The sequence below is a fragment of the Sporolactobacillus terrae DSM 11697 genome (genome assembly GCF_000648615.1).
Lineage (GTDB): Bacteria > Bacillota > Bacilli > Bacillales > Sporolactobacillaceae > Sporolactobacillus > Sporolactobacillus terrae.
This window is the reverse complement of the sequence record NZ_JFZC01000041.1, coordinates 72,182-93,432: the sequence shown is the minus strand read 5'-3', so window position 1 is coordinate 93,432 and position 21,251 is coordinate 72,182. Positions and strand designations below refer to the sequence as shown.

Below are 21,251 nucleotides of genomic sequence, written 5' to 3'. Positions count from 1 at the left end.
TCATTGCCCGTTATCGTCTGCCTTTTCTCGCTTACTGTTCAAGCTCTTTCTTTTCTTTTAAAAGCTTCTGGAACGCTTCCTCCAATTCAGACGATGGTTCAATACTCAACCGGCTGAGCACCTCGGTCATCTTTGTATCAATAATCAGCCGCTGGTCCTGTTTCACGTCGTGTTTCTTTTTCGGTTTCCGGTTTCGGAACTGCCGATAGCTTCCTTCGAAAAGGGTGATTTTCTGATTACGGATCTCAAGCACCCGCGTCGCGACACGCTCAATAAAGCGACGATCATGGGAGATGAAGATCACGGTTCCTTCATAGTCCTTAAGCAGTGATTCAAGCGCTGAAGCGGCTTCCAAATCAAGATAGTTCGTCGGTTCATCCAGAATCAGTGTATTCATCTCGCTTAAAAAGAGTTTGGTTAGCGCGACTTTGACGCGTTCACCACCGCTAAGTACGTCAACCGGTTTTTCGACAGCATCGCGGTAAAAATGCATCCGTGCCAGTACCGTTCGAATCAAGGTTTCACTCTGTTTGGATGAGACACGGACATTCTCAAGAATCGACTGTTTTTCATCTAAAATGTTCAAGTTCTGACTGAAATAAGCAATTTTAACCGAAGGCGATTGTGAAATTCCTGCTTCTTGGTGAATGATTTTTTTAATCAGTGTCGTCTTCCCGCTCCCGTTCGGACCAATGACTGCCAGTTTATCGCCGCCGCGAATAAGAAAACGTGCACGCTTCCACAGCACCCGTTCGCCAATCTGCCCAGATACATCCTTCACGCGAAAAATGATTCGGTTTTTAAATGCATCGGCATTGGGCAAAGCCATTTTGATCGGTTCGACTTCTTTAACCTTATCAACCTTTTCCAATTGATCCAGGCGTGTTTCAATGGAACTTGCCGTTTTCTGCAGCTTCTTCTGTTTTTTTGCGAAATAGGGCCGTGCACCTGTAATCTTTGATTCGGATGCACTCACATGTTTCGGCTTTTTCGTGGCCCGCTCAGCTTTCCTCACCTTTAATTGCAGCGCATCCTCCAGTTGGCGCTTTTTCTTCTCATATTTTTCATAAGCAAGTTGCTGCTCGGCGCGTTGGGCTTCTTTTTGTTTTTCGTAGGCGCTGTAATTGCCCGTGTATTTCGTTAGCTTCCCATCCTCAATCTCCCAGATTGTCGTGCACAAGTGGTCGAGAAAGGCACGGTCATGCGACACAAGGATCAATGCGCCTTGCCAGGCATTCAATTTCTTTTCCAGCCACTCAATATGCTCAAGATCAAGATTTGTGGTTGGCTCATCAGCGAGCAAGAGTTCCGGCGCCCTAAGCAGTGCCTCCTGAATGTATGCCTGCGTCACTTCACCGCCGCTTTTGGTCGTATCCGCGCGTTTCAGCTGAGGCAGCAGGTCACATGATGCCCGTTGGATCACGGTTCCTTCCTCCGGAGTCAGCTTTTTCGCAAGTATATTGAGCAGTGTCGTCTTCCCGCTTCCGTTTCGTCCAACCAGACCAATCCGATCCTTCTCATGCACGTATAATTGATCGATGGCAAACAGTAGCCGATCTTTGACCGAGTGTTTGATCTTCATTGCCTCAAGTAAAACCATTGCATCATCCCCATTTTCATTCAATATCCGGGGACAGAAAAATGCCCCCTATCCGGCTTCAGAATAGGCGGCATCACTTTGGTGAACAGCAAAAAGAGATCCACTCTTTTTGGGCACGAGCGAAGAAAACCATCCTACTCTGAACATCCGACTGAAGGCATGAAGACAGAAAAAAGCTACTGTTTCAACGTCCCTCAGTTATCAGCTTCAAAAATAGGATTAGTTTTTCATCGGCCCTTGGTTCACCCTTCCGTTCGTTTGATTACCTTTAGTTTAGTTAAACGCTCTCCGTTTGTAAAGTCCGACCGCCTCTGAGCACTTATCTGCATTCGAGGATCACGAATTTTTGACACATGCTGCTTTTCAGTTGACGTTCCTTGCCTTGTCAAGGTTGGGCGTGATCATGAAGCTCCGCCAGTTGGGAGATGCCTTTTGATGAGACGTGCTGAACGGCTGAGTTCTTACTTCTTCCTTAAATTTACTGAGGGGGAATGTCGTGTATAGATGATTTTATCGCTTTTGATGATGTGGGCCGGGATGCCGACTGCCCGAGCAATATCTGGGACATCCTTTAAAACGACAGCGTTTGCTCCGATAATTGCGCTGTCGCCGACTTTGATCGGCCCAACCACTTTGGCACCGGCGCCGATATAAACATCGCTGCCGATGATCGGTCCAACATCAGGATGTGTTCTGTGATGAGAATTTTCACCAATCGTCACTTGCTGAAGGATTGATACGCGCTCGCCGATGACCGACCGTTCGTGGATGACAACTCCATTGCCGCCGTGAGCTAAGTAAAGACCCGCACCGATTTTGGTACTTGCAGGGATGTCCGCACTGCAAAACCCCTTTGCAATAACTAAATTCAAAATCTTATAACTCCACCAAAGCAGCCAATGAAACACCGGGACTTTAAAATCTTCGTACAGCCAGTTGCCAAAGCGGTAAATGGTGAGTACAAGTTTTCCATTGACCCGATCATTCGCCTGCATATCGATTCGCCATTTTTTCATCCAACCACCAAACTCTTGTCTTTTTCCATTACTGATGCATCATCCTTTCATTTTTTAGATAAACTTTGCTCATCTGCAACTTTCTGCCCACGATCCTAAATATAAAGATACAAAAAAACACCTTTCTAGGTGCTGTCCGATTACTATGAATAACAATGGAAGAAGCGCTCATCTTTATATTTTAGCAGAATTTTCAGATTGTGTAAAACGATCTGCTTTATCCGCTCAATTCAGGCTACGCTTTAAAGCAGTGGCGACTTAACCACATAATGAGCCACTCGTCCAACACGGCTGGTCCCGGCAAAACTGGCGCTCGACCCCGGCTGCATGATCGGTCCGAACACATCGTTAAAAAATCAGGATAGAAGCGTTTCACCATCGCTTAAGCCCCTTTCAAAATAGGCTTTGACTAATGCAATGAAAAGAGGAACGGATGTTTCAAAGGCTTTCGGATCCGCCTTAAATTTGCTGTTATGCACCGGATAGTCCGAAGAAACACCAACATTGAAAAAGGTGCCGGGAATCACCTGTTGATAGGATGAAAAATCTTCGCCGCCCATACTTGGATTCAGAGGAACAACATCAAAGTTCTGCTCCTTTGCTACAGACGCAACCAGTTTCGTTAAGCGGTGGTCATTCACCACGGCCGGCGCACCATCCACCCATTTAAATGCACCGCTAATGCCATTGGTAGCGGCTATGCCACGCGTCACCTCCTGCAAACGGGCTTTGATTTGCCCGCGAACGCTTGGCGCGTATGAGCGAACCGTCCCTTCAAGCAAGGAGGTACTCGGTAGGACATTCCATGTCTTTCCAGCTTCAATGTGTGTAATCGACACCACACCTGGTTCGAAAGGACTGATATTGCGGCTGACAATTGATTGAGCGGCACCGATCAACTGCCCTGTCGCAACAATCACATCATTCGCATCTTCAGGATGAGCGGCATGCCCTCCTTTTCCTGTAAACGAAACAAAGAAGCGATCAACCGCGGCATTCAAATTGCCTTCTTTTATACCCACAACGCCCGCCCGTAGTTCTGTATTGACGTGAAGACCAAAGATCGCTTCCACACCCTCTAAGATGCCGGTCTGCACAACCTTGTCTGCACCATGATCGACTTCTTCCGCCGGTTGGAAAATAAGCAAGACTGTTCCGTTCAGCTCATCTTCAATTTTTTTCAATTCGATGGCTGTCGCAAGTAAATTGGTTAAGTGAAAATCATGACCACAGGCATGCATCCGATTGGGATACTCAGAAGAGTAGGTCAGCCCTGACTCCTCGTTAATCGGCAGTGCATCAATATCCGCTCGAAGCGCAATCAATGGTCCGTCATGCTTGCCACCGATCTTTGCGAAAACACCGGTATCCAGCGGGTTGGGCAAAAGCTCAATCGCGTGCTCGGTCAGCACCTGTTTGATTTTTTTCGTTGTTTCAAATTCGCTAAGCGCGAGTTCCGGATGGCGATGAAACCAGTGAAAGAGCGGTTCTAATGTTTGCAAAGTTTCCTTAATCTGAGTCATGTCAATCCTCCTCATACGTCAGTTTTTGCAGAAAAGCTTGCGTGCGCACACGTTTGCTGTTTTCAAAGCGTTCTTTTGGTTTCGAATCCTCGACCAGTTCCTCGTTCTTCTCGAGACGACACTAAGACTTTCCGTTACATCTTCAAGTACGGTCTTATTTTTGAACAAGTTATTATGTTGGAATACCATGGAACTTTGCCCGCGAACGCTGCCCTTACACGAATCGTGTACAGAAAAACGGCTATTTTTCTTGAGTCGAAGAAAAATAGCCGTCGCAACGTTCGCTGCTATTATTCTTATCTCTCAGAATGAATCTGCTGGATGTGACACCATACATCGTGCAAATGCTGGTTGTCGGGGTTCATTGGACCAGTCCCTCCCCCGCTCTTGATAAGAATGATTCAGTTGGTGTATTGAGTGTATCTAAAATAATTGCAAGCGTCAAGATAATTCTTAGTATTTTTATCCGAATAATTTAATTAGGCGCATCCATTGTCACGAATTCGTTGAAAAGAGCGGGACTACAGCCTCCTTGCAGCACAACCCTAACCCGCCTTTAAATCATGACGGGCACGCTGTTTTCAAACAATCAGCACACCGACGTAATAATGGATCAGCATTGTAACAATCCCTATGATCACATTACGAATAATCGCTTTTTTAACAAATCCTCGGCCAAGCTTCGCGCCAAGAAACCCGGTAAGTGCTACGGACAGAATGACTGCACCGATTGTTCCCGGCCATTGCGCGTTTCCAGGAAGAAAGGTAAGGGCGAGAAGGGGCAGGCAGCCGCCCATCGCCGCAGAGATCAAAGAGGCACATGCGGCAAACCAAGGATTCATATAATGACCCAATTGAATGTTGTGCTTTACGTCGACAACGGTTTGTAATGGGCGGCGTACCATCAGTTCTTGGGCAATCGCGTACGCTGTTTTGCTTGTTACCCCTTTCGTTTGATAATAGTCCGCAACCTGCTGCAGCTGAAGCGCACGATTGCTTTCAAGCAGTGACCGTTCTTTTTCCACAACCGCATGTTCCGTATCTTTTTGCGTACTAACCGATGCATATTCTCCTGCTGCCATTGAGAACGCGCAGGCAATCAAGTCGGATAATCCGGCGATCAAGATTGTGAAGTGGTTCGTCGTTGCCGCACCCACACTGAACAGCACGCCGACAACGGTCAAGATTCCATCATTCGAACCGAGCACGCCGGCTCTTAGTGTATTTAATTTTTCACTCATGGTCTGTTTCGTTACCTTACTCTGAATCAATGAAACTCATCTCCTGAATCCTTAGGCAAATAGACTTCCGATAAAGTAAGTGACAAGCATCGTCAGCAAGCCCGCCACTACATTGCGAAAGACGCTGCGGGATCGATTGGTGCGCGCCAAGGCAGCGGCGCTGTACCCTGTAATCATGAGCGCGAATACGACAGCGAGCATCGTTCCAATGGTCTTCCATTGAGCGGGCAACAAGGTCATTGCCATAAGGGGAAGCAATGCTCCCAGTGTAAACGACAGCATCGAAGCCAGTGCGGCCGCAAACGGACTTGTGAACTGTGCTGGATCAAACCCATATTTCTCACGAACGACCGTTCCGAGCGGATCACGCGCCATCATTTCTTGAGCCGCATGTTCAGACAGCTCATGAGAAATCCCCGACGTCTCCAACCGCTTGCAAATGTATTGATACTGTTGGTCATAATTTGTTGCCAATAATTGCTTCTCTTTTCGTGTCGCTCGTTCCTGAGCATCGCGTTCCGAATGGACCGACACATACTCTCCCATTGCCATCGAGATATTTCCCGCAAGCAAGCCACCGATTCCGGCTATAAAAATCGCAAAATTATTATTTGTTGCTCCGGCAACGCCTAAAACAATGCCGGCAACGGAAATAATTCCATCATTCGCCCCCATCACGCTCGCGCGCAGGACGTTAACTTTCTGAGCTAATGTACTTTTACGAAAAAATTTTTTTAGCGTCTCATTCTCTTTCAATCTCAGTTTCAATTTTTCGACGTTATTCTCCATCATTGACATGACTCTGCGCTCCCTTCCAATGATCACTATTAATAAAAGCTCTAATTTTCATCGAGGAAACATTTATTCTATACATAAAATTGTAGCACTTGTTATTAGAAATTCAAGCCTTTATTATCATTTATATTTTTTAATTGATAATGATAATCACAATTAATTACGCTGATAACAAAGAATGATTATCATTGTTAATCGCCGTATTATAGGATTATTTCGTTAAAAATCACAATTAAGAATGAACTCAGAATCAATCCAGATGATTTTATATATACTATTTATCAATTAATAATCATTACTTTATTATATTCAAAAGGAATTCACGTTTTGTCTTATCGTTTATAATTGAGAATTAAGCGAGGACATGAATTGCTGCTGTTCCACGTAATAAAATGGGGGACCACCTCGAAAGATGATGCAGAGGAATCGGAAATCTCAACGATGCATTCGTTATCATGACACCACCGAGGCAGCATTTTTTCCGGCAATCATGTATAATAGATTGTAAATACAGAAAAATCAGTAAGAAAATCGTAATGATTTGTTAATGCAAAGGAGTGCAGCATGTTCGAATCGAACAAGAACAGAAAAGACAATTTCGATCGCGTATTTATCGGAAAACCAGGATGTATGTCCCTGATCGTCATTGCAGCGGTAGCGTTCATTGTCTATGCCATTTTTATCGCGCACTAATCTCCCAACAAAACACTTGAGGTGAACCAATTGAAATTCTTTGCAACCGGATTAACCATAGCCATACTGCTCTTTGTCATCGGCGCTCTATCGCCTTTTCGTGATTTCTTCGCAAGCATTGCCGCCGTCATCGGTATTGTTTGTCTGCTTATTTCCGCTCTAGCTTCCGGCGCATTAGTCAGTGGCGACCGCAACCGTGCGAACTTCGCAACTGAAGACAAGAAAAGCAGGAACGAACGAACCGGTATGATGAGCCGCTTGTTTCTTTTAGGCCTTCCCAATTTCGTTGCTTTTATCGCTCTTCTATGGATTGCATAGTCCTTTAGCTCGTCAACCGCCGTATTCGCTTGGGGATCATCTCAACCTGCGGTGCCAGCGTTGGTACATGAACGGATTCAATGATACATTCGTACCAATAGTTTAGATGAACGCAGTCGATTTCGTGATTCAATTCTTCGACCATCGCTCCGCCTTCGCTTTGAATCGAGAACCAATACAGGAATTCATCATCGGCATCCTTTTCGCGAAAAATCGCTTCGACGTCATTTTCAAAGTCAGCAGGACTTCTGGCATCCAATTCAGACATACCAGCCGTTCATGTACCTTTTTGTTTTGCCTTTTTTCACACGCAAGTTGCTCAATTCTGTTTTCAACCTCCTGTGTACAATCCGAGCACACATGCACAAACACCCCAGCATTTAAAACTGCTGGGGTGCCTAATTAGTCAAAGCTGCCTTTGACGCTCTGTAAAGCTTTCCGTGCGCCAAGTCGACGCAATTCAACGCTTAACTTCTGTTGAAATCTGCCATGTAACGCCAAACTTATCTTTTACTTGTCCGTAGGAAGGACTCCAAGGCGTTTCTTGAAGTGGCATGAGCACATCGCCGCCTACTTGAAGTTTCTCGAATGCAGCCTTTGATTGGCTGACTTCATCGAGAATAAGTGCTACATCAACTTGGTTTCCCAGCTGATAAGCATCACCCGGGAACGTGTCCGACAGCATAAGAACGGTAGCACCGACTTTTAGCATCGCATGCATGACCCGATGCTTCGCTTCTTCAGGGAGCGGAAATTCCGGGTTGGACGGCATTTCACCAAATGTCTGGACGCCAACAACCTCTGCGCGCAATGCCTCTTCATAAAACTTAACGGCCTCTTGCCCATTGCCATTCATTCGCAAATAAGGATGAACGCCACTCATCGCCTACACCTCTGCCTTTTTTTAGATTTTCTATGTACCAGGAAACAGGAACGTACATTCATATAGCTTACCCTATATTTCTCATGGGTCAAACGCTTTTATCTTTCCCAAGTCTTCCCGTTCAAATTCAGGAGCACGGGATGAAGGACATACCTATTTATTTATACCCGGCAAGGCTCGATTAAAAACATGCGTTGTTCTGTTCCTTTAATACGCCGCTTCAAGAATGTCTCACCTGCAAAACAATTCTTCGAAACACTTGATCCAGATCATGGCATTTGATTCACCTCATGACTATGATTGAAGGAAATTGAAGTTCAAACACGTCTTAGCCAATCGTTTGCGCAAAGTAAATCAAAAAAATCTTGATCTGGAGGAATGAAACATGGAAAAGAGAATGTTTTGCTACCAATGTCAGGAAACAGCAAGGGGTAGAGGCTGTACATTAGTCGGCGTCTGTGGGAAAAAGCCTGAAGTCGCTGCTGCGCAAGATTTGCTCGTATACGTCACGAAAGGGCTTTCCGCTGTGACCATGCGTCTGCGTGATGAAGGCAAGAAAATCTCCGCCGACATCAACCATTTGGTCACAGAAAATCTCTTCACCACGATTACAAACGCGAACTTCGATGAACAAGCCATCCGCTCCCTAGTCAAAGCAACGCTTACAGTAAAAAACAGACTGATTGATGCATTAACCGATAAGAAGAATCTTCCGGATGCAGCACTTTGGACATCTTCCGATTACAGAGGTCTTGCTCTTAAAAAGGCACATCTAGGCGTCCTCTCTACGGAAAACGAAGATGTTCGCAGTTTACGCGAACTCATTACTTATGGTTTGAAAGGCCTCTCCGCCTATATGAAACACGCCAATGTCCTGCTCAAAGACAGCGAGGAAATTCATGAATTTCTTCAACATGCCTTGGCAGCAACCTTGGACGATACGTTGGGCACCAAAGAACTCACAAGTCTGACACTCGAAACCGGACGCTACGGTTTGAAGGGCATGGCCTTGCTGGATCAGGCTAATACAAATGCGTACGGAAATCCAGAAATAACCGAAGTCAATCTTGGCGTCAGAGATCGTCCGGGAATTCTAATTTCAGGCCATGACCTGCGTGATCTTGAGCTACTGCTTCAGCAGACGCAAGGAACCGGTGTCGATGTCTACACACATTCGGAAATGCTCCCTGCGCATTATTACCCCGCATTTAAGAAGTACCCGAATTTCGTTGGAAACTATGGAAATGCATGGTGGAAGCAAAAAGAAGAGTTTGAGCGTTTTAATGGTCCGATTCTTATGACAACAAATTGTATCGTTCCACCAAAAGCCAGCTATAAAGATCGTATATACACAACCGGTGCCGCAGGTTTTCCAGGATGCACGCACCTCTCTGGCAAAATTGGTGAACAAAAAGATTTCTCCAAACTCATTGCCCACGCCAAAAAATGTCCGCCGCCTACTGAGCTTGAAACTGGAAAAATTGTCGGCGGCTTTGCGCATGAGCAGGTCTTTGCACTGGCAGATAAGATCGTCACTGCGGTCAAATCGGGCCACATTAAAAAGTTCATTGTCATGGCCGGATGCGACGGGCGCGCTAAATCAAGAAACTACTATACCGACTTTGCCAAATCGCTCCCTAAAGATACCGTTATTTTAACGGCTGGATGTGCGAAGTACAAATACAATAAACTCAATCTAGGCGCGATCGATGGCATCCCGCGCGTGCTTGATGCCGGGCAATGCAATGACTCCTATTCTTTAGCGTTGATTGCCCTTAAGTTGAAGCAGATCTTCCAGTTAAGCGATATCAATGACCTGCCAATCATTTTTAACCTTGCATGGTATGAGCAAAAAGCGGTTATTGTACTCTTAGCCTTGTTGCATCTCGGCATTAAGGACATTCATCTTGGACCGACCCTGCCGGCATTCCTCTCACCTACCGTCGCCGCATTGTTGACCGAACAATTCGGTGTCACAGGCATAGGCACCGTTCAAGAGGATTTGAACATGTTCTTCGGCTAATTGAATCGCTCAAACACAAATCGCGACCCCCGAACTCGGGATCGCGATTTTACTCTTCTTTGAACTTGTTTTCAAATCAATCGCCGACATTCAACCCGTTCGCCGCTTCAGAAACCCACGCAGCATGCGCGTCGTCGGTGTCAAACGGGATGCTGCAATCGCCGCTGATCAGAATGCCTTGGCGCCCATTTTCTTCGAGCAGACGCTTTGTCTCCGCCTGAATTTCTTCTTTGCTTCCCTTATAGAAGACACCGTTCTCTGTATTTTCAAAGCCGCCCATCACCGCGCGGTCACCAAATAGTTTCTTGCCTTCGTTTAAGGAAACTTCTTCGACATAAGAGGCCCAGTGGAATGCTTTAACCGGATAGTTCTTGTAATCGCCAAGGCGATTCCGCTTGCCTTCAAAGCCGCAGATATGAATCATGTTGTAATCGTGAACCTCTTGAACTGCGCCCAGCAGTTTCACCTCGCTGGGCTGCACGAACTGCTGCCATGTTTTCGTACTAATGACGGAGTCCTGCGGCTGCTGTACGCATAGATAGATGCCGTCAATTCCCGACTGTTGAATCAACTTGGTACTTAAGAAAATTAGATCATCGGCAAGAATGTCAAAGGCATCGGCAATCGCTTGAGGAGCTTCTCTTAAAAAGCGGTATATCTTCTTAGGATCCTGTTCAAGGATCTCAAAACGCAGGCGTAACTGATACCATGGCGAAAAAATATTGTAAAAGCTGCCGATTTCACCCTTGTAATGGTCAACAATTGCTTTAATTGCCGCCACTTGACGCGTGATCCACGGATCATTCGCATCAATGCGCTGAATCTTCTTCAAGTCTTCCGGCGTTTCAAACGTGTTGTCAATCACGCTGGGATGCAGGAAGAATCCGTCACTCATAATCTTTGTAAAATCAGGCTGATAGCGATCATAGAAATGTTGTTGCCGTGCAACAATATCATCGATCACCGCCTGATCACGGTAGCCAAGCACTTGCTTTTTTTCATCCGACAGATAGTGATGCCAAAATCCGGCCAACACTTGGTCTGTCGGCTTATTATCCAGCGTATCGAGTAAAATCTGATGTTTGTTTTCTGCCACAACCGTCACTCCCTGTATTTTGCCTTATGCGAGACGCCAGCCGCCATTGACATGGAGGCTCTGACCGGTGATGTAACTTGAATCATCAGAAATCAGAAAAGCAATCGGCTTTGCAACTTCAGACGCTTGAGCCGCACGCTGCATCGGCACTTTTTTGCGATACTTCTCAATGTTTTCCAGAAGCCGTTCGTGCGTCATTTCCGTATCGGTAATTCCGGGAACAACCGCATTCACACGCACATTTTTCGCTGCACCCTCCAGCGCCAATGTCTTTGTCAAGCTGGTTACCGCACCCTTTGACGCGGCATACGCATCGTAATTCGAGATTCCGTCAAAAGCATCGACAGACGTCACGTTCACAATGCTGCCGAATCCTTGAGCGATCAGTTTCGGAAGCAGTGCCAGACTCGGATACAGCGTCCCATAGAAGTTGACATCCATGATTTCCTTCCATGACGGGTCCTCATAGTCTAAAACGTTCGTCGTGTAGAAAATGCCTGCCGCGTTCACTAACCCGTCAATACGTCCGGTTGTTGCGTAGATTTCATCAAATACCTGTTGAACCGCGGTCTTATCCGTCAATTCCAATTGATACGTTGTGCTCCGCACGCCTTCACGGCGTGTCTCAGTCTGTACGTTTGCAAGACGTTCTGCATTTCGGCCAATCAAATGCACGCTGTACCCCTGCTCAGCTAGGGCAACCGCAGTCGCGCGTCCAATGCCGCTGCTTGCTCCTGTAACAATTACATGTTTCTCGTCGTGTGCCATGCCGCCTCGGTCTCCTTCAATCATACGTTTTGAAAAATTCTGCTTCACCTACAGATGGTTCTTCTTCACACGTTTGCTAAGATGTCCGTCAAGAATTTCTTCGTTCGCTGCTCAGAAGGTTTTTCAAAAATAGCTTTTGGTGCCCCTTGTTCGACGATGTGCCCATCCGCCATAAAAATCACGCGATTGGAAACATCACGGGCAAAACTCATCTGGTGTGTGACGACCACCATGGTTGTCCCTGAACTTGCCAAGTCCTGCATGACTTTCAGCACTTCCCCGACAAGTTCCGGGTCCAAGGCTGAGGTCGGCTCATCAAAGAAAATAACTTCCGGATTCAGCGCAATCGCCCGAGCAATGCCGACACGCTGCTGCTGCCCGCCGGAAAGCTGTGACGGATAGTGGTTTTTGCGGTCTGTCAGGCCAACACGCTCCAATGCTTTCAACGCAATTTTCTCCGCTTCGCTTTTCTTCACTTTGCGTGCAACGATTAAGCCTTCCGTAATGTTCTGCAAGGCCGTTTTATTGTTAAAAAGGTTATAGTTTTGAAAGACAAAGCCAACATTGCGTCGAATCGTGTTGACTTCTTTTCCTGTCAGCTTCTCAAAGTCTTTATCAACGCCGGCAAACGTAAGATGTCCGCCATCGGCCTCTTCCAGCGTGGTCATCGTCCGCAAAAGGGTCGTCTTTCCGGAGCCGCTGGGCCCAATGATTGAAATGACATCACCTTTATTCACATCGATACTGATCCCCTTGAGAATGTCATTTCCTGCATAGCTTTTCTTTAAGCCTTCAATCGTGAGCATGATTGATCCTCCCGCTTTCTGCTAGCTCTGTTTTCGCTCTAGTTTCGGCTGCTTAATACCAAAAGGAAGCCAATTGAAACCGCTCGTCTTCTTTATAGGTCTGCGATACTTGCTGAAATAGCGTTCAAGCAAGTAGAAGACCACTTCTGCAGCATAACAGATGATCAGATAGTACACCCAAACCACCAGATAGGCCTCCAGAAAATTATAGTTGAACGCGGCCTCCGTTTTGGCAATCGCAGTAATGTCTTTAACCGACATGATAAAAGCAAGCGATGAATTCTTAATCAGATATAACGTTGTGTTGGCGATATTGGGCAGTGCTGAAATCAATGCCTGAGGCAGAATGATCCGCCAAAACGTTTGCCGCGGCTGCATGCCGACCATCAGACCCGCCTCCATCTGCCCTTTGTCAACCGTCTGCAGTGCGGAACGGAAGACTTCCGTCAAGGTCGCAATCGCGTTCAACGTAAAGACGATGTACGCGTAATAAATCGGATTTATGGCGAATGCTGCCCTGCCAATGATCATATTTAACAGGCTCGGAAATGCACTGTATACAATCAGAATCTGAGCAATGATCGGCGTCCCTCGAACCAGAGAGACATAGAATTGCACCAAGCGTTGCAAGCCTTTGACCCGATAAATTCGGATTAAAGCAAAGAGAATGCCAATCGGGAATGCGATCACTAATGCAACCAAGACAATCTGCAGGGTAACGGGAACCCCTTGAATGGCCGTTTGGGCTACTTTTACCATGAAGTCTGTATTTAATGACATTGAAGCGCCCCCCTTTAAACGGCAATCGTTTTTCGTTTTGCTTGATAAGATTTTTCAACCTGAGACACGCCTTTGTCAATCGCCAGCGAAATCACCCAGTAAATCAAGGCTAAAGCACAATACGTCTGCCAAGCATAGCCGCCTGAGTTATTGGCAACGATCATTTGCGCTTTGGCGACCATGTCGACAACCCCGATGGTAAACGTCAAGGCACCTTCTTTTAGAAGATTGATGACTGAATTGGCAAAGTTAGGCAGTGCCACAACAAACGCTTGCGGTAAAATGATTCGATAAAGGGTTTGGAACGGCGTCATGCCGACCATCAGTCCGGCCTCCATCTGTCCTTTTGCAATCGATTCATACGCCGAACGCATAATCTCCGATACCGGAGCGGAAAACAGAACGGTTAATGCAATAATGACAAAGTACATACGGTTCCAACCGTCAATATTCGTATGGAACCAGTCATTAAACAACATCGGCATGCCGTAATACACCACGAAAATCATGATGATCGCCGGTGTTGCCCGAACCACACTCACATATACACTAGCAAGCACCCGCAGGACAACCGATTCGCTTAATCGCGCTGCAGCAAGCAGCAGGCCGAGCAGACTGCCCAAAATGATGGATGATACCGAGACGATTAAGGTAATGTTAATGGCCGGCAGCAACTGACCTAAAAAATTAATGATTAATTTGATATTCTCCATTTACATAACCTCAACTTTTCGATTACTTGAACGGTTGATCGAGTAATTTAAAGTTATCCTGACCAAAGTATTTCTCTGAGAGTTCGGATGCCTTGCCGGAATCAATAATTTTCTTGATCACCTTATCGTAGGCTGCCGCAAATTCCTTTTGATCCTTATTAAACAGCGGGTAGGTCTTGATGCCGCCTAACGTCACATAGCTCAACTTGCCCTTCAAGTCTGCATTGGCTCCGTTTTTCTTTTCAACATTGGCTTCAAACATTGGACGGATCGCGAAGAATGCGTCGTAACGACCTTCATTGACCCATTTCAAGGCATCGGAAACAACGAATGTGTCTGCACTCCCTAAGTCAATCTTAGGATCATTATTCTTGTTGTATTCAGCGATGACCCCATATTGTCCATTTTGCGGCGCAATGGGAACGAGTTTACCCTTATTCTTAGCCAGCTTCGCCAAGCCGCCGAATTTATCCTTATCTTTTGTACGAACAACAAAGCCGGAATCACTCACACCGAAATAGTTCTTTGGAAAGAGATAGGTCTTCGCGCGATCTGCCGTATAGAAAATATTCTTAACACCGACTTGATACTTGCCGCTCTTCACACCGATTAAAACGTCATCATCACTTGTACCGACATAGTCGAATTTATATTGAGGCAGTTGTTTATCAATTTCACGCATGATGGCAACGTCATATCCGTCCCCTTGCTTCTTGCTGTTTTGATAGGTAATCGGGAAATTGGTCGTAGCGTAGGCCACTTTAATCACTTTTGGCTTGTCGGAACTTGCTTTATCGGAAGTTGCCGATTTATTCGACCCGAGACCGCCTAGAAAATAAATACCTGCAGCGACAATGACAACTGCTGCGATGACACCGATGATGATCTTGTCCAACTTTTTCATGTTGCTCTCCCCTTTAGTTAAATGAAAGTTTTATTTGGTCAAACACAAGTGTTTGTTGTTTTAATGGATCACCGGCACCGTCAAAATTGAGCTGAACGATGTGATTTTCCGCGCCTTGATCAAAAATCAATTGCCGATCCTGCAACTGTATACGATATCCGCGCTCTGTTTTTTCCGGATTGCCCTCCAGCAGCCGTCCCCAGACGTCGGCTGCCTTTTGCGGATCGGGTACATGGAATACCGCCTGTCTCGCCAGCAAATCTCCGGCAGCATGTTGGACAATCAGCCCTTGCTCCGTAAGTTTTTGCGCGCGCGTTTCATCGCTGCCTTGCCATTGAATGAAAAATGGATAAGGCAAACCGTCAATCGTACCATCGATAAAGAAAATCGACCAGGTAATCAAGTGCCCTTGCTCGTTCAGTCGTTTGCCGACTTCGATGTCACCGGCAGGAACACCGGCTTGCTTCAGGCGTGCGTGTGTCGCCTCAATATCCGATGTTCGGAGCGCAATCGTGTTGATGCGCTGCAGTTTCTGTTCATAATCTTGAACCGCGTCATAGACTGCCGAAGCATCTGAGCGTGAAAAGTCCTTTGCCCGCGCCTCATCATAAACAGAAATCAGTTCAATATAGTTTAGACCAAAATACCCGAGTGCATTTTCGGTACCCCACTTTTCATGGCGTCCGCCCCGTGCGAACACAATGCCGTGCTCGCCAAAAAATTGGACTGCTTCATCGACATCCTGAACATTGATCATCGTATGATCCCAGTTTAAAACAGCCATTTATTATTCTCCCTTCCCCAATTCGGTTGTTCTTCGGATCGCTGCGAGTACAGCATTCTGAACACCCGCCGCAAAGTCGCTTGCATCCAGCTCATGTTGCGCGGTGATGCCTACACCACCTGCCGAATTATTGATATCTAGCAATTCATAAGGATGTTTGCCGGTGATCTCCAGCATCTTCGCCGCGCCCTGAAGATTCTCACGGGCAATTTGATTGGCTTGTTTTCGTGATAGTCCGCCAAGTACACCGGCATTGGTCAGTGCAAGATAGAAATTGTACACATAATTTGGTCCGGCAATCGCATACCCGGTATAGATATCAATTTGTTCTTCGGGAATATAATCAACTTTTCCGAAACTCTTCAGAAATTCATCGACGTCCGCTTGCTTTGCTGCTGCGTTCAGCGCGGCTCCAGTAACTCCGAAACCTGTATCCGTGAGCGTGTTCGGAATAATACGAACAAGTGGATAATCCGGCGTTTCGAGCGCGTCCTCCAATTGCTCGATCGTGACACCGGCAATGATCGAGATCAACGGCTTCTTCAGTCCGCTCGCACCAATCTGCTTGGCAATTCCCGCCCAATCATCCTGCGGGCGAACGCCCAATAGCACAACATCCGCAGTTTCTAAAGCTTCCGGTCGGAATTCTGTGTCGGCAGTCACGTGATAGATTTCCTCTAAGTAACGCACTCGATTCGAGCTAATATCTACAACCTGTGTTGTATCCGCTGAAATTGCCTGATTCTTTAATGACGCACGAATGATCGCCTCGACCATTTGCCCGCCGCCTATCGCATACAAAGATTTTGTCATGTTCTTTTCCCCCAATTTGTAGCCTTTCTGAAAATGTCAACTCATGTACGCTCAATCTTATAGGATCCCCCAAAAAATAATCGTCTATTTTAACTATTGTAAAGCAAATGCGATCAAAACAGCCAATTATTTTTCGAAGATTATAAGTATTTCAAATCATCAGTTTCAATCTCCTTCTTCCATTTTGTACAAAAAAATCGTCTTAAAGCTTATTGGGCTTAAAGACGACGTATTGATCCATACTTTGTAATCGAAATACTCATTCACTCGTAAAGGGCTGACTGTTAAGTGAAATTAGATTCAGTCGATTCGGTGCACATGGATAAACGCCGTACAAAATCATTTACATTCATACACATGAGTTCATCGCAACACATCGACATCATTTGCACTAATTTCACCTTAAGTTCGCCCCCAACGAAACAAGATAAACGATAAAAACTATATACCCAATAGTAATAGTATGCTTTAAAGTTGTCAATTCATTTTCCTTTTGCAGTTGGTACAAAATCGATAAATGTAGCAATGAATACCGAGAAATAAGGGGATTGATGACGAAAAATATTTTTCGACGATCTGAAATCTGACATGATTCTCGCTTTTGCGCGCGACTCTATTTGAATGAGAAAAACCAAACTGTGCTTAGTAAAAAAAGTGCGTAACAACACATGTTGCCGCGCACTTTTTCACTTCTATTCATCTTGCAAAATACTCAGGCGTCAGTCATCTATGCGCCGCTGTTCTTATTCTGGGGCAATGGATTCGGCTGTAAGCTGCGCCTTTGATCTGAAGTAAGTCACAGTAATGATCGCGTAAATGATTGCAGTAATGACCGTCATAATCAGAGCGGTTGTCGCGAGCACACCGATCAGGATGGCAAGCAGCGCCAGTAACGCAAACCAAGTTGCATAAGGAAATGTACGCGTGCCATTGCTCTGTTTGTTCAAAGGGCTGCGCGACTTTATATGGGCCAAGGCAATAATGATCCAGATGAACAAGACGGTATAGCCAAGCGATCCCATTAAATAATTGAATGTTTTGCTGCCGATGAACAGCGAGGTCAGCACGCCAATATACAAAGAGGAGGCACAGGCTAAGATCGCATACACCGGCACACGTCTTTTCGATACCTTGGCAAACAACCTCGGCACACGTCCATCCAGCGCCTGTGTATAGAGCACACGCGACGAGGCATAAAGCCCGGAATTCATCGAAGAAATGATCGCCAATAAAATGATCGCATTCATTATATGGTTGGCATAAGGGATGCCGATCAATTTAAATACGGTTACGAACGGGCTTTCCGGAACACCATTAACCTGATTCCAAGGGATAAGGCTGACAATAATGAAAAAGGGCAGGATATAAAAAGCAATAATACGCACCAGTGTTCCACGGGCGGCCTCCGGGATCACCTTTTCAGGGTTCTTTGCCTCAGCCAAGGTTACCCCGATCATTTCCGTACCGCCGTACGAGTAAATAACGACAAGCATCGCTGCAACCAAACCGTGCATTCCATTTGGGAAAAAGCCGCCGTACCGAGTCAGATTAGCAAACCCCACGGCTTGATGCCCATGAAAAGATACGAACAAAATAACCAATCCTAAGATAATAAACAGCACAATGACACTAATTTTCAATAGCGCAAGCCAGTACTCCGTTTCAGCAAAAAGTTTAACTGAAAACAGATTGATCAGTGTCACAATGGCCGAAACCGTTAACGCAATTACCCAAATCGGCACAGTCGGCAGCCAATATTGAATAAACAGGGCGGCAACCACTGATTCTGCCGCGATATTCAGCACCCACATTTTCCAATAAATCCAGTCAAGGAAGTGGGCGGCATAGCCGCCGAGCAATGGTTGAACCAAATCACGAAACGTTCTTGCCTGTTTATTATTCACTGCCAGTTCAGCAAGCCCTTGCATAACAAATAGTAAAATGATTCCGCCGACCAAATAAGTGAGCACGACAGCCGGACCGGCTAAATCAATCGCTGCACCGCTCCCTTTAAACAGACCGGCACCGATTGCTCCACCCAGCGCCATCATCATAATATGGCGTGCGGTCATCGTGCGTTTTAATTGTTCTTGCGTACTGCTCATCTATGGGTACCCTCCTGATTTTCTTGAGTACATAGAAAAAGGCCCATCATCTCGCGCGCGAGACGACAGGTCTTATTCAATTCTCTTTCAAAGCCATACGAGCGTCACACATTGATGAATTTCTCTAGAAATTGTACTTCTCTTTATGGCTGCTCTTCTCATGTTTTCTATGCACATTCACATAATGCTTTACTATACAGGCCGCCCCATTCGCTGTCAATGTGAAATGATGGGATAACGTTCTGAACAAATCGTCCCCGTTTCATACAGCATAAAGCCCTTTTATTGCTTCTTTGTTGATGGGTTGGTCATGTCTTTCACTGCATGCCGAACTCCTTTTTGCTGTAAGCGCAATACTTCCGGATCATAAAGCATCAGCGGAATCGGTTCTTCAACCACTTCGCTGAATTTCAAACCGTACCAAATCGCTGGAGAAGTCGTGATGTTTTGCAGAAAAATGCGCCCTCCGATCAGAAAACGATTCAAACGATTCATTTTTGGATCGGTCGCCAGGTCCATCAATTGCTCGGTCGTAACGACAAACTTAAAATCTCCGACACGGCGATTCTTGAGTGTTGTGTATTTTGGATATTGCGTGTCGATAATCTTTTGATCAATCAAATCGTTGATAATTTGGCGAATATAGACATTCACATGCTGCGAATTTTTAAAGCCCAGGTAGAGCTGTACATTAATGATATTACGTGTCCCCAGCATATCGATGGTGTACTGACTCCTATATGGCGCATCCGTTTCATTAACCGTAACGAACCAATAGACCTTCGCCCGTTTCGGTCGTTTGTCCAGAATGGAATACAGCACCTTTCGTTTAATGCTGTAGCCCGGGCCGACTTTGGTCATGTAAACTAAATTCGTTGCATAGATCGGTTCCGCATGATCATTGCTGAGTTGAATCAATTGCTTTCGATAGTCCATCAACGAAACATTTTCACTTGTCTTCTCATAATTCTCACGCAGCTTATTGCCGAAATACCAGACCACCATAACCGCAAGAATCAATAGTGTGATCAGGAGCGTTAAATAGCCTCCATGGACAAACTTGACGAGACTTGCAAGTAAAAACAGCGTCTCAATCGAGCCAAAGAATAAAGCCATGCACAAGGCAAGGGTCTGATTGAACCGATCTCTCACAAAAACAAACAAAAGGATCGTAGTCATCAACATCGTTATGGTGATCGATAGACCATAAGCTGCTTCCATATGCCGCGACGTTTGGAACAACCAGACAATACTAAGCGTAACGACACATAGAAACCCGTTGACGGCTGAAATGTAAATCTGACTGCGTACCGTACTTGGGTGTTTGATCACCATTCGCGGCAAAAATTTCAAACCAATCGCTTCATTGACCAAGGTGTAACTGCCGGTAATCAACGCTTGAGAAGCAATGATTGCGGCAAAAGTCGCCAGCGCGATCGCTACAAAACGCAGATGATCCGGCAACATCTCATAGAAAGGATTCACATCAAGTAAATGACGATAGGCCGGATTCTGATAATGGCCGATCACCCACGCACCTTGCCCCATATAGCTCAGCATCAGCATCAGCGAAACAAAAGGCCAGCTTCCATAAATATTTTTCCGACCCACATGACCCATATCCGAATAAAGCGCCTCCGCCCCGGTCGTTGCCAGAAAGACACTGCCGAGAATAAAAACACCCGCTTTATTTGCCGGACTAAAGAGAAATTGAACGGCATAATATGGGGACAGTGCTTTTAAAATTTCTAAATGACTCAGCATATTGATAAAACCCGTGGCACCGATAAAGACAAACCATAGAAGCATAATCGGTCCAAATGAGCGTCCAATCGCGGCCGTTCCAAAATGCTGAATCAAGAAAACCCCTAATAAAATTGCTGTAACCACGAGAACCACAACAAGCTGATTCTCACTGAATTCAAAAGAACCGATATGCTGTCCTTTCAATCCCTCAATCGCTGAGGTTACCGACACAGCTGGGGTTAAGGTCCCATCGGCTAGAAGTGCTGCCCCACCGATGAGTGCCGGAAAAATCAGCCAACGTGCTCGATTGCGAATTAATGCATATAATGCAAAAATACCGCCTTCATGATTATTATCTGCACGCATGGCAATGATCACATATTTTACCGTTGTAATAATCATTAACGTCCAGAAAATCAGCGAAACCGAGCCGATGATATAGTCGGGTACGGCATGCCGTATTCCTTCAGCATCCGATAGAATCGCCTGCATCACATAGAGCGGCGACGTTCCAATGTCTCCATAAACAATCCCCAAAGTCACCAGCATCCCGCCAAGCGACAGGTGCCGGTTCATTTTATTCGCCATGATCGTGTTGATCTCCTCACAAAAATTTTTTCTGTAATCACGGGCCGTTTATTAAA

The 21,251-nt window shown here is 45.8% G+C and carries 19 protein-coding genes, 1 pseudogene and 1 riboswitch; of the genes and pseudogenes, 3 read left to right on the top strand and 17 right to left on the bottom strand.

Annotated features, from left to right (window positions below; translation table 11 throughout):
* Nucleotides 1-31: 31 nt before the first annotated feature.
* The 5 genes from AA84_RS0109005 to AA84_RS0108985 form a co-directional block, all read right to left on the bottom strand.
* Entirely contained in the window at nt 32-1,600 is a 1,569-nt protein-coding gene (locus AA84_RS0109005; RefSeq protein ID WP_028976923.1) for a Vga family ABC-F type ribosomal protection protein, read from the bottom strand.
* Nucleotides 1,601-2,061: 461 nt separating this feature from the next.
* Nucleotides 2,062-2,616, bottom strand: coding sequence for a serine O-acetyltransferase (locus AA84_RS17525; RefSeq protein WP_010023624.1), 555 nt, complete (start codon nt 2,614-2,616; stop codon nt 2,062-2,064).
* A 356-nt stretch (nt 2,617-2,972) separates the two neighbouring features.
* Entirely contained in the window at nt 2,973-4,139 is a 1,167-nt protein-coding gene (locus AA84_RS17520) for an amidohydrolase (RefSeq protein ID WP_051577903.1), read from the bottom strand.
* Nucleotides 4,140-4,432: 293 nt separating this feature from the next.
* Nucleotides 4,433-4,536, bottom strand: a riboswitch (SAM riboswitch).
* A gap of 184 nt (nt 4,537-4,720) precedes the next feature.
* A complete protein-coding gene (locus AA84_RS0108990; RefSeq protein WP_010023626.1) occupies nt 4,721-5,410 on the bottom strand; it encodes a VIT1/CCC1 transporter family protein in 690 nt (229 codons plus the stop codon).
* 21 nt (nt 5,411-5,431) lie between these two features.
* Nucleotides 5,432-6,178 carry a VIT1/CCC1 transporter family protein gene (locus tag AA84_RS0108985; RefSeq protein ID WP_010023627.1) on the bottom strand — a complete coding sequence of 249 codons (747 nt, stop codon included), beginning with the start codon at nt 6,176-6,178 and terminating at the stop codon, nt 5,432-5,434.
* A gap of 561 nt (nt 6,179-6,739) precedes the next feature.
* On the opposite strand from AA84_RS0108985, the gene AA84_RS19510 reads away from it, so the two are divergent.
* Nucleotides 6,740-6,868, top strand: a complete 129-nt coding sequence (locus AA84_RS19510) for a hypothetical protein (RefSeq protein WP_263282748.1) — start codon at nt 6,740-6,742, stop codon at nt 6,866-6,868.
* A gap of 30 nt (nt 6,869-6,898) precedes the next feature.
* Nucleotides 6,899-7,186 (top strand): DUF5316 domain-containing protein, encoded by a 288-nt coding sequence (locus AA84_RS0108975; RefSeq protein ID WP_028976921.1) that lies wholly within the window; start codon nt 6,899-6,901, stop codon nt 7,184-7,186.
* Nucleotides 7,187-7,190: 4 nt separating this feature from the next.
* Here the strand turns inward: AA84_RS0108975 and AA84_RS19635 are convergent.
* Both AA84_RS19635 and AA84_RS0108965 read right to left on the bottom strand, forming a co-directional pair.
* A pseudogene (locus tag AA84_RS19635) lies at nt 7,191-7,521 on the bottom strand (DUF6176 family protein).
* Nucleotides 7,522-7,646: 125 nt separating this feature from the next.
* The gene (locus AA84_RS0108965; protein ID WP_028976920.1) at nt 7,647-8,069 is read right to left on the bottom strand and encodes a VOC family protein; all 423 of its coding nucleotides are present in this window, start codon (nt 8,067-8,069) and stop codon (nt 7,647-7,649) included.
* Between the two features lie 385 nt (nt 8,070-8,454).
* Here AA84_RS0108965 and hcp point away from each other — a divergent pair, with 385 nt between their 5' ends.
* The gene (hcp, locus tag AA84_RS0108960) at nt 8,455-10,092 is read left to right on the top strand and encodes a hydroxylamine reductase (RefSeq protein WP_028976919.1); all 1,638 of its coding nucleotides are present in this window, start codon (nt 8,455-8,457) and stop codon (nt 10,090-10,092) included.
* Nucleotides 10,093-10,168: 76 nt separating this feature from the next.
* Here the strand turns inward: hcp and AA84_RS17510 are convergent, their stop codons facing one another.
* The 10 genes from AA84_RS17510 to AA84_RS0108910 form a co-directional block, all read right to left on the bottom strand.
* Nucleotides 10,169-11,188 (bottom strand): uroporphyrinogen decarboxylase family protein, encoded by a 1,020-nt coding sequence (locus AA84_RS17510; RefSeq protein ID WP_051577900.1) that lies wholly within the window; start codon nt 11,186-11,188, stop codon nt 10,169-10,171.
* A gap of 24 nt (nt 11,189-11,212) precedes the next feature.
* Complete coding sequence (locus tag AA84_RS0108950; protein WP_028976918.1) at nt 11,213-11,956, bottom strand: SDR family NAD(P)-dependent oxidoreductase; 744 nt, start codon at nt 11,954-11,956, stop codon at nt 11,213-11,215.
* Nucleotides 11,957-12,021: 65 nt separating this feature from the next.
* A complete protein-coding gene (locus tag AA84_RS0108945; protein ID WP_028976917.1) occupies nt 12,022-12,762 on the bottom strand; it encodes an amino acid ABC transporter ATP-binding protein in 741 nt (246 codons plus the stop codon).
* A 21-nt stretch (nt 12,763-12,783) separates the two neighbouring features.
* Nucleotides 12,784-13,542, bottom strand: coding sequence for an amino acid ABC transporter permease (locus AA84_RS0108940; RefSeq protein ID WP_028976916.1), 759 nt, complete (start codon nt 13,540-13,542; stop codon nt 12,784-12,786).
* Between the two features lie 14 nt (nt 13,543-13,556).
* Nucleotides 13,557-14,255, bottom strand: a complete 699-nt coding sequence (locus tag AA84_RS0108935) for an amino acid ABC transporter permease (protein ID WP_010023645.1) — start codon at nt 14,253-14,255, stop codon at nt 13,557-13,559.
* A 22-nt stretch (nt 14,256-14,277) separates the two neighbouring features.
* Nucleotides 14,278-15,159 carry a transporter substrate-binding domain-containing protein gene (locus AA84_RS0108930; RefSeq protein ID WP_028976915.1) on the bottom strand — a complete coding sequence of 294 codons (882 nt, stop codon included), beginning with the start codon at nt 15,157-15,159 and terminating at the stop codon, nt 14,278-14,280.
* Between the two features lie 13 nt (nt 15,160-15,172).
* The gene (locus AA84_RS0108925) at nt 15,173-15,943 is read right to left on the bottom strand and encodes a VOC family protein (RefSeq protein WP_028976914.1); all 771 of its coding nucleotides are present in this window, start codon (nt 15,941-15,943) and stop codon (nt 15,173-15,175) included.
* Nucleotides 15,944-15,946: 3 nt separating this feature from the next.
* Nucleotides 15,947-16,756: a pyrroline-5-carboxylate reductase family protein gene (locus AA84_RS0108920; protein ID WP_028976913.1), complete on the bottom strand. Its 810-nt coding sequence runs from the start codon at nt 16,754-16,756 to the stop codon at nt 15,947-15,949.
* 743 nt (nt 16,757-17,499) lie between these two features.
* Nucleotides 17,500-18,861, bottom strand: a complete 1,362-nt coding sequence (locus AA84_RS0108915; RefSeq protein ID WP_028976912.1) for an amino acid permease — start codon at nt 18,859-18,861, stop codon at nt 17,500-17,502.
* A 282-nt stretch (nt 18,862-19,143) separates the two neighbouring features.
* Complete coding sequence (locus tag AA84_RS0108910) at nt 19,144-21,195, bottom strand: KUP/HAK/KT family potassium transporter (protein ID WP_028976911.1); 2,052 nt, start codon at nt 21,193-21,195, stop codon at nt 19,144-19,146.
* Nucleotides 21,196-21,251: the final 56 nt, after the last annotated feature.

What these genes read in the sequence shown, in the direction of transcription:
- AA84_RS0109005 (WP_028976923.1), bottom strand. Translation starts at nt 1,600, where the DNA reads ATGGTTTTACTTGAGGCAATGAAGATCAAACACTCGGTCAAAGATCGG.
- AA84_RS17525 (WP_010023624.1), bottom strand. Translation starts at nt 2,616, where the DNA reads ATGAAAAAATGGCGAATCGATATGCAGGCGAATGATCGGGTCAATGGA.
- AA84_RS17520 (WP_051577903.1), bottom strand. Translation starts at nt 4,139, where the DNA reads ATGACTCAGATTAAGGAAACTTTGCAAACATTAGAACCGCTCTTTCAC.
- AA84_RS0108985 (WP_010023627.1), bottom strand. Translation starts at nt 6,178, where the DNA reads ATGTCAATGATGGAGAATAACGTCGAAAAATTGAAACTGAGATTGAAA.
- AA84_RS19510 (WP_263282748.1), top strand. Translation starts at nt 6,740, where the DNA reads ATGTTCGAATCGAACAAGAACAGAAAAGACAATTTCGATCGCGTATTT.
- AA84_RS0108965 (WP_028976920.1), bottom strand. Translation starts at nt 8,069, where the DNA reads ATGAGTGGCGTTCATCCTTATTTGCGAATGAATGGCAATGGGCAAGAG.
- hcp (WP_028976919.1), top strand. Translation starts at nt 8,455, where the DNA reads ATGGAAAAGAGAATGTTTTGCTACCAATGTCAGGAAACAGCAAGGGGT.
- AA84_RS0108950 (WP_028976918.1), bottom strand. Translation starts at nt 11,956, where the DNA reads ATGGCACACGACGAGAAACATGTAATTGTTACAGGAGCAAGCAGCGGC.
- AA84_RS0108945 (WP_028976917.1), bottom strand. Translation starts at nt 12,762, where the DNA reads ATGCTCACGATTGAAGGCTTAAAGAAAAGCTATGCAGGAAATGACATT.
- AA84_RS0108940 (WP_028976916.1), bottom strand. Translation starts at nt 13,542, where the DNA reads ATGTCATTAAATACAGACTTCATGGTAAAAGTAGCCCAAACGGCCATT.
- AA84_RS0108935 (WP_010023645.1), bottom strand. Translation starts at nt 14,255, where the DNA reads ATGGAGAATATCAAATTAATCATTAATTTTTTAGGTCAGTTGCTGCCG.
- AA84_RS0108930 (WP_028976915.1), bottom strand. Translation starts at nt 15,159, where the DNA reads ATGAAAAAGTTGGACAAGATCATCATCGGTGTCATCGCAGCAGTTGTC.
- AA84_RS0108925 (WP_028976914.1), bottom strand. Translation starts at nt 15,943, where the DNA reads ATGGCTGTTTTAAACTGGGATCATACGATGATCAATGTTCAGGATGTC.
- AA84_RS0108920 (WP_028976913.1), bottom strand. Translation starts at nt 16,756, where the DNA reads ATGACAAAATCTTTGTATGCGATAGGCGGCGGGCAAATGGTCGAGGCG.
- AA84_RS0108915 (WP_028976912.1), bottom strand. Translation starts at nt 18,861, where the DNA reads ATGAGCAGTACGCAAGAACAATTAAAACGCACGATGACCGCACGCCAT.
- AA84_RS0108910 (WP_028976911.1), bottom strand. Translation starts at nt 21,195, where the DNA reads ATGGCGAATAAAATGAACCGGCACCTGTCGCTTGGCGGGATGCTGGTG.